The organism is Terrabacter sp. 2TAF16 (assembly GCF_052115065.1).
GTDB lineage: Bacteria > Actinomycetota > Actinomycetes > Actinomycetales > Dermatophilaceae > Terrabacter.
Window position 1 is genome coordinate 247,987 of sequence record NZ_JBFRFZ010000007.1, and the last position, 12,379, is coordinate 260,365.

General features: G+C 70.8%; 10 protein-coding genes. 9 read left to right on the plus strand and 1 reads right to left on the minus strand.

The window, feature by feature from the left end; all coding sequences use genetic code 11:
- Positions 1–45: 45 nt before the first annotated feature.
- Entirely contained in the window at positions 46–900 is an 855-nt protein-coding gene (locus AB4Z14_RS13185) for an LLM class flavin-dependent oxidoreductase (RefSeq protein ID WP_442275573.1), read from the minus strand.
- A 158-nt stretch (positions 901–1,058) separates the two neighbouring features.
- Between AB4Z14_RS13185 and AB4Z14_RS13190 the strand changes: the two genes are divergently transcribed.
- The 9 genes from AB4Z14_RS13190 (at position 1,059) to AB4Z14_RS13230 (ending at position 12,219) form a co-directional block, all read left to right on the plus strand.
- Positions 1,059–2,816 carry a glycoside hydrolase family 13 protein gene (locus tag AB4Z14_RS13190; RefSeq protein WP_442275688.1) on the plus strand — a complete coding sequence of 586 codons (1,758 nt, stop codon included), beginning with the start codon at positions 1,059–1,061 and terminating at the stop codon, positions 2,814–2,816.
- A 127-nt stretch (positions 2,817–2,943) separates the two neighbouring features.
- Positions 2,944–3,297: a hypothetical protein gene (locus AB4Z14_RS13195; protein WP_442275574.1), complete on the plus strand. Its 354-nt coding sequence runs from the start codon at positions 2,944–2,946 to the stop codon at positions 3,295–3,297.
- The gene (locus AB4Z14_RS13200) at positions 3,294–6,176 is read left to right on the plus strand and encodes a hypothetical protein (protein WP_442275575.1); all 2,883 of its coding nucleotides are present in this window, start codon (positions 3,294–3,296) and stop codon (positions 6,174–6,176) included. Before AB4Z14_RS13195 ends, AB4Z14_RS13200 begins: the two co-directional genes overlap by 4 nt.
- 13 nt (positions 6,177–6,189) lie before the next feature.
- Complete coding sequence (locus tag AB4Z14_RS13205; protein ID WP_442275576.1) at positions 6,190–6,609, plus strand: hypothetical protein; 420 nt, start codon at positions 6,190–6,192, stop codon at positions 6,607–6,609.
- 472 nt (positions 6,610–7,081) lie between these two features.
- The gene (locus AB4Z14_RS13210; protein ID WP_442275577.1) at positions 7,082–7,858 is read left to right on the plus strand and encodes a hypothetical protein; all 777 of its coding nucleotides are present in this window, start codon (positions 7,082–7,084) and stop codon (positions 7,856–7,858) included.
- On the plus strand, positions 7,851–9,014 hold the full coding sequence (locus AB4Z14_RS13215) for a glycosyltransferase family 4 protein (RefSeq protein ID WP_442275578.1): 1,164 nt from the start codon (positions 7,851–7,853) through the stop codon (positions 9,012–9,014). The genes AB4Z14_RS13210 and AB4Z14_RS13215 overlap by 8 nt, the downstream gene beginning before the upstream one ends.
- Complete coding sequence (locus tag AB4Z14_RS13220) at positions 9,011–10,030, plus strand: glycosyltransferase family 2 protein (RefSeq protein WP_442275579.1); 1,020 nt, start codon at positions 9,011–9,013, stop codon at positions 10,028–10,030. The genes AB4Z14_RS13215 and AB4Z14_RS13220 overlap by 4 nt, the downstream gene beginning before the upstream one ends.
- 1 nt (position 10,031) lies before the next feature.
- Positions 10,032–10,994 (plus strand): glycosyltransferase family 2 protein, encoded by a 963-nt coding sequence (locus tag AB4Z14_RS13225; RefSeq protein ID WP_442275580.1) that lies wholly within the window; start codon positions 10,032–10,034, stop codon positions 10,992–10,994.
- Between the two features lie 4 nt (positions 10,995–10,998).
- Positions 10,999–12,219, plus strand: coding sequence for a glycosyltransferase family 4 protein (locus AB4Z14_RS13230; protein ID WP_442275581.1), 1,221 nt, complete (start codon positions 10,999–11,001; stop codon positions 12,217–12,219).
- The last annotated feature ends 160 nt before the right edge of the window (positions 12,220–12,379 follow it).

The window sequence follows — 12,379 nt, forward strand, 5'->3', positions numbered from 1 at the left end:
CACCCCACGGCATACGCCGTGTGGTTCGCGCGCGAAGTGGCGGGCTCAGCGGCTCGTGGGCGGACCCGCCTCGATGCGGCGGCGCACCTCGGCGAGACCGTGCGGCCCCGGCTCGAGGTCCCACCAGCTCTCGATCCACCACGTGGCGCCGGCCTGCTCCCAGGCGGCCGGCTCAGCGGGCTCGAGCGCGGTGAACGAGCCCCACGAGTCGGCCTCGATGACGACGTCGTAGGGCTGCGGGGCCAGACCCGCCTCCGCACGGAGCCGGTGCACCGCGTCGACGACGGCCGCGAACGCCTCGACGGTCTTCGGCTGCCCGTCAGGCGGGTGGATCGCGGGGATGAGGCCCTGCCAGCGCGCCGCCCGCTCGAGCGAACGCTGACGCCCGCCCCCGGGCGTCGGTGCCCCGACGACCCACACGGGCGGGTGGGGACGCTGCGGCGTCGGAGGCGGGAGCATGAAGTCGTCGGGCCCGGCGCTGTAGTGCTCACCGGCATACGTGAAGGTCGAGGCGTCGCCGAGCAGGCCGGCGTAGATCGCCAGGCACTCGTCGAGCTTGCGGGCGCGCACCGCACGACCCTCGTCGGCCTCGAAGGCCGTCCACCCGGGGTGGAGAGCGCCGAGACCGACCGACATGAACGCCCGTCCGCCGCTGATCCGGTCGACCGAGCCGACGCGGGAGGCGAGGTCCCACGGGCGGTGGCGGGACGCCGGCGTCAGCAGGGTGCCGAGCCGGATGCGCTCGGTGACCATGGCGGCCGCGCCGAGCTGCACCCACGCGTCGACGCCGTAGAGCGCCTCCCAGCCGAGAGCGGCGTCCCATCCCCGCTCCTCGCCGAGCCGCGCCAGGTCGGCGAACTCGAGCTCGGTGGCATACGGGACGACGAAGCCGCTCTTCATCCTCCGTTCCTACCAAGGCGCGGTGACAGGCCGGCACAGGCGACGCGTTGCAAGAAGTTGCAGAACTTTCTTTGAGTTTTCGGCGTGATGCGGAACGATGGTGGCCCGTGACGCGATCAGCAACCCAGACCCTGAACCACCCGGCGCTCGACCTCGAGGTGCGCGAGGACGCCACCCCCGTGCACGCCGCGGACCGCCCGGACGCCGCCTGGTGGCGCCAAGCGGTGATCTACCAGATCTACCCGCGCTCGTGGGCCGACGGCGACGGCGACGGCATCGGTGACCTCCCCGGCATCACCTCGCGCCTGCCCCACCTGCGCGCGCTCGGCGTCGACGCCATCTGGCTCTCGCCGTTCTACACCTCGCCGCAGGCCGACGCGGGCTACGACGTCGCCGACTACCGCGACATCGACCCGATCTTCGGCACGCTCGCCGATGCCGACGCGATGATCGCGCGCGCCCACGAGCTCGACCTCAAGGTCATCGTCGACATGGTGCCCAACCACTCCTCCGACGAGCACGTGTGGTTCCAGGCCGCCCTGGCCGCCGGCCCCGGCTCGGCCGAGCGCGAGCGCTACATGTTCCGTGAGGGACGCGGTGAGCACGGCGAGCTGCCCCCGAACAACTGGGAGTCCGTCTTCGGCGGAGCCGCGTGGACCCGGGTCACCGAGGCCGACGGCAAGCCCGGCCAGTGGTACCTCCACATCTTCGACACGAAGCAGCCCGACTTCAACTGGCAGCACCCCGAGGTGCGCGCCGAGTTCGAGTCGATCCTGCGCTTCTGGCTCGACCGCGGCGTCGACGGCTTCCGCGTCGACGTCGCCCACGGCCTCATCAAGGAGCAGGGCCTGCCCGACACCGAGGAGGAGCGCACGACGATGCTCGGCCACTCCGAGCACGAGCACGGCCTCGAGGGGCTGCACGAGGCCGCCCCCGTCGAGGAGGCGCCGCGGATCGACCACACGAAGCGCAGCCCGATGTGGGACCAGGACGGCGTCCACGAGATCTACCGCGCCTGGCGCCAGATCCTCGAGTCCTACGGCACGCCCGACCGCATCCTCTGCGCGGAGGCGTGGGTCGAGCCGCAGGAGCGCGCCGTCGCCTACGTCCGTCCCGACGAGATGCACCAGGCGTTCAACTTCGACTTCCTCACCGCCTCCTGGACGGCCGAGGACCTCCGCGCCGTCATCACCTCGTCGCTGCACGCCGCGGACTCCGTCGGCGCCCCGTCGACGTGGGTGCTGTCCAACCACGACGTCGTGCGCCACGCCTCGCGTCTCGGCTTCGCACCGGGCACGCCCCGCATGAACGGCATCTCGGCGACCGACCCGCAGCCGGACCGCGCCCTCGGCCTGCGCCGTGCCCGCGCGGCCACCTCGCTCATGCTCGCGCTGCCCGGTGGCGCCTACATCTACCAGGGCGAGGAGCTCGGCCTGCCCGACTCCACCGACATGCCGGCCGAGTTCCGCCAGGACCCGACGTTCGCCCGCACCCACGGCGCCGAGACCGGCCGCGACGGCTGCCGCGTCCCGATCCCGTGGTCGGCCCACGGCCCGTCTCTCGGCTTCGGCCCGGGCGACAGCACGTGGCTGCCGCAGCCCGCCGTCTACGCCGACTACGCCGTCGACCGCCAGGAGGGCGTGGCCGGCTCGACCCTCGAGCTCTACCGCTCGCTCCTCGCCGCGCGCCGCGAGCTGTCTCTCGGGACCGGCTCGCTCACGTGGGTCGAGGGGTATGCCGGCGACGTCATCGCGCTGACCAACGGCTCGTCCCGGCGTGACCGGGTGCTCGTCGTCGCCAACCTCGGCGCCGAGTCCGTCGCCCTCCCTGAGGGCGCGGAGCTCATCGTGGCCTCCGGGCCGCTCGAGGACGGCCTCGTCCCGACCGACACGACGGTCTGGGCCCGCTGGTCCTGATGTCCTGACGACGGGTCCACGACCCGCCCGCACGTGAGGCCCCGTCCTGCTGGACGGGGCCTCACGGCATACCGGGGCCTGTGGATGACGCCGGAGACGGCGTCGCGGGCTCTCCTACGGTCGGGGCATGACGCGCTACGCCATCGACTCCGACGGGGTGTCCCGGGAGTGGCTCGCGCTGGCGCACGACCCGGCGGAGCTGCGCGAGTGCGCGTCGCACGTGGCTACGGCGACCGCCGGCGCGGTGGCCTCGACCGGCGACGAGGGCGACGTGCTGAGGGTCGAGCTCGACCGCTTCCGGGTGGTCCATGCCCTCGCACTCGACGCCGTCGCCGATGCTGCCGGCGCCTTGGCCGACCGGCTCGACCGGTCGACGCTCGAGGCTCGGTCGGTGGAGCTCTTCGTGACCGCCGGGTTCGCCGGTGTGACGGCGAGCAGCACTGTGAATCTTGGTGATCCGGTCAGCGCAGTGGTGCCGTGAGTCGCGTCCACGAGGTCGGCCACGCGTCTGCGGCGATTCCCGGCGGCGTTGCGCTTCCCCTCCCGACGGGTGACGTCGCGGGTCTTCGTGCCGCGGCGCGCTCGCTCGGCCAAGCTGCGTCCCGGGCGCGTGCGACGGCCACGGTGCGGGGGACGCTGGGACCGCGGCTCTCGGCCGTCTGGACCGGGGAGGCGGCGACCGCGGCTCGCTCGGAGGCGGACGAGCTGGGCACACGCGCACGCGGTGTCGTCGAGGCGCTGCCCGCCGCCTCCCGCTCGCTGCTGACGTATGCCGCCGCGCTCGACCACGCCCAGGCGCGCATCCGCTCGTTGCAGCGGCAGTGGGACGCTCTCGACGCCGAGCACACGCTGGCTCTCTTGCGGATCGCAGCACTCACCGATCCGACGGGTGCCATCGGGGTGCTGGTCACTGAGCGGGCTCGGTCGGAACAGGCGGAGGGGCGGGTCCGACTGAGCCGGACGTACGCCGGCGTCCTCGACGACCTGCGCGCGACGGCTCGGCGCTGCGCGGGACTCGTGGCGGCCGCTACCGACGTGACGTTCCCGTCCGGGGCCTCGGCCAGTACGGGACGGGTGCGCTCTGCTGTCACCGGCGGACTGTGGTTCGCCGACGGCGTGGTCGCAGCGCGGGCATCGCGCGACGCTGCTCTGGCCGACGGCCTGATGGCACGCACGGTCATGGCCGGGGGTCGCGCGTCGGGCGGGCTCACGGACGCCGAGGTGGCCGAGCTGGCGACGCACGTCCGTGCACGAGTCGACGACCCGGTCTACGCGCAGGCGCTGCTGTCGGAGATCGGGGCCGACGGACTCGCCAGGGTGCTCATGGCCGCCGGTGCGGCTCGGAGCGCGTCAGGTGCAGACGTCGACACCGTCCGTGAGCTCCTCGGGGCGTTCGGCTCGCTCGTCATCACGGCCACGAGTCACGGAGCGCCCGCCGGCACCGACCCGCGGACGCGCGCCCAGCTGGCCTCCGGGGCGGCCCTGCTCGCAGACGACCTCGTCGCCGCTGTCGACACGGTCCAGGTGGACCCCGTGGCAAGGGGCCGGGCGACCGGGGCGTGGCTGCTGGGCCAGCTCCTCTCGGGCGCTCGGGCCTCGGGTGACGACCGTCGCCTACCCGGGCGGTTCGCGCGACGTGCAGCCGCCGCGGCGGCCACCGCCGAGATCGCTGAGACGCGCGACGACGACGACGCCCTGGCGCACGGGACGACGCTGCGCGCCGACGCCGGAGCGACGTTCGCGTCGTGGTTCGACGACGGCTCGCGCACCGGTGACCCCGTCCACGCCCTGCTCGGGCACGTCGTTGACGATCCCGCCGAGACGTCGGCGCTGCTGGCCGAACCGCTGCCGGACTCGGAGGCTCCTGCCGGCGCCCTGGCCAACAGCCGGGGTGACCGGATCACCCTGGGCGAGTACCTCGTGCGTCGATGGGTCGCCTACGAGGCCAACGGGATCGAGAGTCACCCCGATCTTCGGCTCTCGACGGACGCCGACCTGGCGAGACTCCTCTCGAGCGTGTCGACCCCGACCGATGAGGGGGCTGCCGAGACCCGCACGCGCGTGATGCTCGAGGTCTCCCGCACCAGCACGCACGCGATGCTCGAGGCCTCGACGACGCACCTCTACTCGGGTGCCACCGCGCCGCTCGAGCACGTCGTCGCCGACTGGCTCTCGGCGATGCGTGAGAACGTCGACGCCACCCTCGCGACACCACCCCTGGGTGCAGCACCTGCCACGGGCTACGTCCGGCAGACCTCAGGGGGCATGGAGCCGTGGCTCGACGCCGAAGAGCTGACCGGAGTGCTCGCCGCCCTTGCCGTCGACACCGGGATGGGCTTGCGCGCCAAGGACGCCGGCGCGGCATACGGAGGTCTCGTCGACCGAGAGCTCCGAGCGGCACAGGACACCGCGGAACGTGGTGGCGACGTGCGTCGCGATGTCGTTCGGCTGGGCTTCCTCGACCAGGCGGCCTCCGCCGCGCTCGTGGCCGTCGCCCGCCGGCAGGACGTGCTGAACCGCTCGGCCTGGCAGGGACTAGCCGAGGCCGGTCACGTCATCGAGGAGATCCGTCGCGGGAGCCTGGCGGACTCGGCGTCGACGGTGCGCACCTACGTCGACGGCGGGACGATGCGCACGGCAGCCGACGACCTCGTCATCGCACTGGTCCGCTCCGACGTCGAGCTGGCGCAGACCGAGCTCGACGACGCACGACGGGCCCAGCTGGTGACGCGAATCTGTGAGGTCACCCGCGGTCGCGCCGACGTGCTCCCGGCCATGCAGCTCGGAGCCGCCCGTGCTCCCCTGCTCCCGACGGTCGCCGAGCTCCGGGCTGTCCGTGACGCCGAGATCCGCGCTGCGTTCGACGCTGCCGTCAAGGACAGCTCGCGAGGCGGCGCCAGCTCGGCCGCGGACCGCCTCAAGCAGCGCACCACCCCCACCGACCGCGTCCACGTCGTCCACCCATCCGACGGGAGCCCTGCGCGTCCACCCGGCACCGTCGACGAGACCCTTGCCAGGGACGTCGCCCCTCACGAACGAGCGACTGCTACGCGACTCGCGGCCCACGGATACGACGTCACGTTCCTACCGGCGACCGGGCAGGGCAAGTCTGCCGATGCTCTCATCAACGGTGAGCGCTGGGAGTTCAAAGGGGTGCAGGGGAAGGGCAAGAGCACCGTGGTCGGCCTGCTCAGACAGGGGCGCAGGCAATCCCCACGGATGGTCCTGGACATGGCGGAGTCAGAGTTGTCGCTCGAGGAAGTCCTGCGCCAGGTCGACTACACACTGCGTCGTTACGATGGCATCACCGCCATCCGTGTCATCACCAAGGACGAGCGCATCGTCGAGAGGAGACCGTGAAGTGTCCGGATGGATGATCAACATCGACCTAGCTGTCGACGAGGTCGTACCTCTCCTGCAGGCGATGCCGGGCGCCCAAGCGGGTGGAACGCCCCCACCTGATGCCGTGGTGTGGGAGGACGAGAGCTCGATCGAGATCTGGGACGCGTCACCTGATGCCGGTACGGACATCAGCGTCCATGACTTCACGGAACGACGTGGATGGGTGGTCTTCGACTTTCTGGTCGACCGCACCGCTGCGAACATCTGGATGATGGACGATGGCGGTCTGCTGTTGAGCGGGCGAGGTGTCGACCCGGACGGGCTGGGTCTGGACCTGGCGACGAACCGCACCCCGGTCGGGGTCATCCACCGCGACGACGACGGCGAGGTCTCCGAGTGGAGTCCGCTGAAGAACAAGCGGGACGGCATCCTCGAAGACACCGACCGCTGACGGGCCGGTGGATCGCGGGGCACTCCGGGTCGGGAGCCCATCGGTGCACCCGCTGGCGCGCTGAACGGCCCGAATGGCTCCACGCCACCCCCTGGTGACCCGTCCGTGACCCGCTCTCGCCACGCTACCCACGACGGTTCACTGAACGCACGCGGGGCGAGTGTCCTTGACCTAGCATGGGCCTGCCGCAGCGCGCGGCCAGCGGTTCGAGACGACTTCCGGGGGGCGGGATGGACCTGCGCGACCACGATCGAAGCAGTCTTCGGCGCGGGATGCGAGGAGTCGCGCTTCCTCCGAGTCGAGGCTCCGTGGCGGAAGCGGCTGGGCTCGCAGTGACATGCGTGCGAGCAACGGCTCGGTCTGGCGTGGCTCGAGCGTGAGTGCAGCCGACGGTCGACGGCGCCTCCACGCGTATGTCCTCGCAGCAGATCCCTGGTGGCTCGAGGAGAGCGTCTCGAGCTACTACGACATCGTGGATCGCATCGTGGTCTCCTACGATGAGGACTCCCTCTCCTGGACCGGCACCCCGCTGCCCGTCGCCGAATGCCTCGACCGGCTGCGCTCCGTCGATCCCCTCGGCAAGCTCGACTTCCGGCCGGGACGCTTCTCGCACTCCGACCGGACCGCGCTTGAGAACGACACCGCGCAACGGCAGGTCGCTCTCGACCAGGCATCCGATGGCGCGGACTGGGTGCTTCAGCTCGACACCGACGAGGTGCTGCTCGACCCCACTGCTCTCTTGGCTGCGATCGACGAGGCAGAGTCCCGCGCGTGCGGAGCGGTGGAGTACCCGGCCCGCTACCTGTACGCCCGGGCCCGCTCCGGATGGATGTTGGAGGCCACCCGCCCGTTGTGGCGACGACGTGCCGGCTACCCCGGGCCGGTTGTCGTCCGCCCCGGCGCCACACTCGTCCACTGCCGCCAAGGCACGCTGCCGATCCTGCGGGTCGACATGTCGGCGGTCAACACCGATCCCGCGCATGCGCGGAATGCAATCGTGCACCGGGTGGTGCGTCCGGACCAGGCCATCCTTCACTACAGCTGGGTGAGGGACGACGACTACATGACTCGCAAGGCCGCCTGGTCGGGCCACAGCGACACGTACACGAAGATGCTCCGCAGCTGGCGATGGCGCACGCGCAGTCCCCTGCTGGCCGTCGCGCTCGGCTGGCTGCGAGCGGATCACGAGTGGCACAGGATCACACGGCTGTCGCCGGACCGACGGTACTGGAGAGGCGAGCATGAGTAGCCGACTGGTCTTCGTGAACAACAGCCGCGAAACCTTCACTCCGACGCACAGCGGGGCGATCGCGACGTGCATACGGTCCGTCAGCGAGCGAGCTCTGCTTGATGGGGTCCGACCGACGATCATCACCCGAGCCCACTCGTCCGTGTTGCAGACCGTTCCGTGGGGCAGCACGGTGGTCCTGCCGGCGATTCCGTCACCCCGCAGCGGGTTGGTCGGCAACGTTGACCGTGCTGGACGTCGACTGACCGGTTGGGCGCGGCCGGATCAACGGTCCTACGCGAAGGAGGTCGCGAGGGTGCTCCGGGGCGAGGCGCTCGACAGCGTCGTCCTGAGCAACGACCCGGAACTGGCCGTGTACCTTCGACGCCGGTTCCCGACGGTGCGCGTCGTCCATTGGTTTCACAACTTGGAGGTCTCGTCGGACCGTTTTCGTCGGATGTATGCGGCAGACTCCGGCATCGTCTCGATGGCGGTCAGCGCCTACCTGGCGCGGGCTGTTGAGCAGGTGTACCGGTTGACGCCCGGTCGCGTCCAGGTCAACCTCAACGGGGTCGATGTAGCGCGCTTCGCGGGCGCTGAGCGGCCAGAACGGGTTCCCGTCATCGGATTCGTCGGCCGGATCGCCGTGGAGAAGGGCGTGGATGTCCTCTTGGATGCTGCGACGTTGATCTCTGATCGCGGAATCGCCTTCTCGCTTCAGGTGACGGGAGACACCAACTGGGGAGAGAGGCACAGGAACTCCTACCTCGACAGCATCGAAGCGCGTATCACGTCGCTGAGGGCCCGTGGCGTCACGGTCAACACGCTTGGTCACGTCACCCACGCGGAGCTCCCGGCCGCGCTCGCAGCATCCGACATCCACGTGCTCCCGTCGCGTTGGGACGAGCCCTGCGCACTCGCTCTCCTGGAGGGGATGGCAAGCGGTCAGCCCGTGGTCGCCAGCGCAACGGGCGGATCGCCGGAGATCCTGGCGGGATCGGGCGCTCTCTTCAGCCGGGAGGACCCGCGCGCACTCGCGGGTGACCTCGAGCGTCTGCTCCGCGATCCAGTTTTACGCCGCCGCCGCGGAGTCGAGGCACTGGTGCGCGCGCAGGAGCTGACGTGGCAGGCGACCTGGCAGCGCCTCCACGCACTGCTCGAAGGGAACTCACGATGAATCCCGACGCCAGTGCTCCTGACGTGTCGGTGCTCATCTGCACTCGCAACCGAGCGGCTCGTCTCGCTACGTCGATCGAAGCGGTACTGCGATCAATGGACGTGGCTCAGGCCTCCGGGATCTCCAGCGAACTGGTCATCGTCGACAACGGATCCACTGACGCCACAGCGAGCGTCGTCGCAGCCGCCGCGGCCGAGGATCCCCGCGTCCGCCGAACGGTGGAGGCCCAGGCCGGCATCGGCCGTGCCCGCGAGCACGGCTGCGCCGTCGCGCGTGCGCAGGTGATTCTCTTCACCGACGATGACGTCATTGTGCCGGGGCCGTGGGTGCTCACCATGGCTCGCGCGATGCTCGACGGTGACGCGGATGTCGTCAGTGGCGGCATAGCCATGTCGGAAGGACTGTGGCGTCCGTGGATGACACCGACGCTGGCGGCGCGGTACTTCGCCCACAATCCGACCCCGCCTCTCAGCAACCCCGGACTTGCGGGCGCGAGCATGGGCATCACGTCCGAGGTGGCGAGGCGGATCGGGTTCGATGATCTGCTGGGAACTGCCCGCTGGCCGGGGGCGGAGGACGTCCTGCTGTACGTGCAGGCGCTCGAAGCCGGTTACCGCGTTCGCGGAGTGCGCGACGCGCTGGTCGAGCACCGCTTCGACGAGTCTCGCCTCGACCCTCGGCGACTGCGTGGCATCGCCGAAGGCTACGGGCGGTGCGACGCCTACTACTTCCATCACTGGCTCCATGTTCGACTGGCGATGCCGCGGGTGCGGGAGCTGAGCCACCGACTCAGGTACGCCGCTCGATGCGCTGTCGCGGGCCGCGACCCGTACGACGAAGTTCTGCTCGACCGGCGACGATCGAGCGCCTTCCATCGCGAGCTGCGCCTCCTGCGTGACCAGCCCCGGCGGTACGCGTTCCGCGGGGTGGGCAGGGTCGGCCGGCCCGTGCCCGACGACGACCTCGCGGCGAGCTTCGAGGGTCCGACACGCTTCCGACAGTCTGGAGAGATCTGACATGCTCACCATCGCGGTCGTCATACCGACGTACAACCGACCTGGACGGGTGGTCGACTGCCTCCGCCACCTCGAGCAGCAAAGCCAGCGTCCGGAACGGATCGTCGTGGTCGACTCGTCGTCGGACAACCGGACCAGAGATGCCTTGAGGGCCTTCCCCCACGTGGTCTACGCCCGCAACCCCTTGGGTCGCGGTCATACTGCGGAGTCGCGAGCCATCGGAGTCTCGCTGTGCTCGGAGGATGTGATCGCCTTCCTGGACGACGACGCCAACGCGCGCACGGACTGGCTCGTCGAGCTCGTGCGGAGGTACGACGACGCCACGGTTGACGGCGTGGGCGGGAGCGCGCTCAACGGCTACCCCGGTGAGCGCGAGGAGGGCATCGGCTCCATCGGTTTGCTGCTGCCCGACGGACGACTGACCGGCTTCTTCGCCTCGGACCCGGGCCGCGACGTCGACGTCGACCATTTGCTGGGGGCGAACATGTCGTTCCGCCGGCGGGCCATCGAAGCCGTGGGCGGCATCCATGGGGGCTACCCGGGGACGTGCCTGCGAGAGGAGAGCGACCTTGCCCTGCGGGTACGCCAGCAAGGCGGACGCCTCGTCTACACCCCCGACGCGATCGTCGACCACCTGCCCGGCGAGTACGCCAAGGGGAAGCGGTTCGACCGACGTTACGTGTACTTCGCGAACCGGAACACCGTGGTCCTGCTAGGCAGGGTGTACGGGATGGGTTCGCCGATCGTGGGGAGGTATCTCGGACTCGCATCACGTGAAGTCCTGGATGAGCTACGACGCTCGGTCCGCGCGCTGAGCTCCGCTCCGCGTGTCGGGGCCACTGCGACGGCTCGGACCATGGTCGGCGGCGTCACGCGTGCCGCTGCGGTTGCCGCCGGGGTCGCGGCGGGTTTCCCGGCAGCCATGACCGGTATCCGACGCGACCGCGCCGCCATGCGGCCCTGAACGCATGCGCTTCACGTTCGTGTTGCCCGTCGACGAGTACTTCACGCCCGGCTGGTCGGGAGCCGTCGCGACGGTGACCCGGCAGCTCGTCACGGAGCTCGGCCGCATGGAACACGAGTGCGTCGTGCTCGCACCCGACGACGGCGAGGACGTGTATCCCGACGTGTCCGTGACGCGACTGGGCTTCGGGCCGGCACATCCACGGCCCGTCGTGGCCCGCAAGCTCGCCAGCCTGACGGCACGCGTGCGCGGCCTCCCCCGATGGGACTACGCCGCCTACTGGTCAGCGGTCCGACGGGGACTCGACCGAGCCCCGCACGGTGATGTCGTCATCGCGAACGACCCCGTCACGGCAACTCGGCTGGCTCGTCGCGATCGGAAGGCGCGAGTCGTGCTGTGGCTGCACAACTTCCCGGACAGGCAAGCCACCGAAGCGCTGCGCAACGTTCCCGACGAGGTGCTGGTCCTCGCCGTCAGCGAGGCAGTGGCGCGGGCGACGGCAACCGGCTCGGACAGCCGCGTTTCGCCACTGGTGGTCCACAACGGCGTCGACACGCGCCTGTTCCACCCGCCGAGCGAGCCGCCGGCTGGTCGCCCGCTGCGCGTCGTCTGCCACGGACGGATCGACCCGAACAAGGGCCAGGATGCGGCCGCACTCGGCGTGGCGATGCTGCGGCAGGAAGGCCATGACGTCGAGTTGACCGTCATCGGCGAGCTGCGCACCTTCGGGTTCGATCAGGCCGTCGCCGACGCGTACGCGTCTCGGGTCGCCGACGCGGTGGCCCTCGCAGGGGGACGGATGCTCGGATGGATGCCCCACGACCAGCTCGCCGTGGAGCTGCGGACGTACGACATCGCCTGCGCGCTGTCGCGCGTGGAGGAGCCGTTCGGCCTGGCAGCCCTGGAGGCAATGGCATCGGGATGCGCGGTCGTCGCGACCTCGAAGGGCGGGCTGCCCGAAGTCGTCGGATCGGCCGGGGTGATGGTCGCACCTGACTCACCGGAGGAGGTCGCCGCAGCGATCCGCAGCCTGAGCGACCTCGAACGGCTCCGCGACGTGCGGAGGGCGTGTTCGGAGCGCGCTGCAGGCCTGACGTGGAGTGCGACCGCGAACCGGTTCCTCCAGGTCCTCGACGAGCCTCGCCGGGCGCGTGCCGCCACGGGCGCAACAGACCGGCCCCGCACCGATCCCCTGAGCGGCGACGGCACGGGCACGATCGGGTGAGCGGACGACTCGGTGCGACCCAGCGGGGAGTCGACTCACGTTGTCGCGGGGGCCACGACGGGTTTGGCGCGCCCCCATCCGCTGGAGCGAGGCTGGAGTCGTGTGAACACCGCGCCGGACGGATCCGGAAGGACGTTGCGGTACCGATAATGTCGGCGGC

What these genes read in the sequence shown, in the direction of transcription:
- AB4Z14_RS13185 (WP_442275573.1), bottom strand. Translation starts at nt 900, where the DNA reads ATGAAGAGCGGCTTCGTCGTCCCGTATGCCACCGAGCTCGAGTTCGCC.
- AB4Z14_RS13220 (WP_442275579.1), top strand. Translation starts at nt 9,011, where the DNA reads ATGAATCCCGACGCCAGTGCTCCTGACGTGTCGGTGCTCATCTGCACT.
- AB4Z14_RS13195 (WP_442275574.1), top strand. Translation starts at nt 2,944, where the DNA reads ATGACGCGCTACGCCATCGACTCCGACGGGGTGTCCCGGGAGTGGCTC.
- AB4Z14_RS13205 (WP_442275576.1), top strand. Translation starts at nt 6,190, where the DNA reads ATGATCAACATCGACCTAGCTGTCGACGAGGTCGTACCTCTCCTGCAG.
- AB4Z14_RS13215 (WP_442275578.1), top strand. Translation starts at nt 7,851, where the DNA reads ATGAGTAGCCGACTGGTCTTCGTGAACAACAGCCGCGAAACCTTCACT.
- AB4Z14_RS13225 (WP_442275580.1), top strand. Translation starts at nt 10,032, where the DNA reads ATGCTCACCATCGCGGTCGTCATACCGACGTACAACCGACCTGGACGG.
- AB4Z14_RS13230 (WP_442275581.1), top strand. Translation starts at nt 10,999, where the DNA reads ATGCGCTTCACGTTCGTGTTGCCCGTCGACGAGTACTTCACGCCCGGC.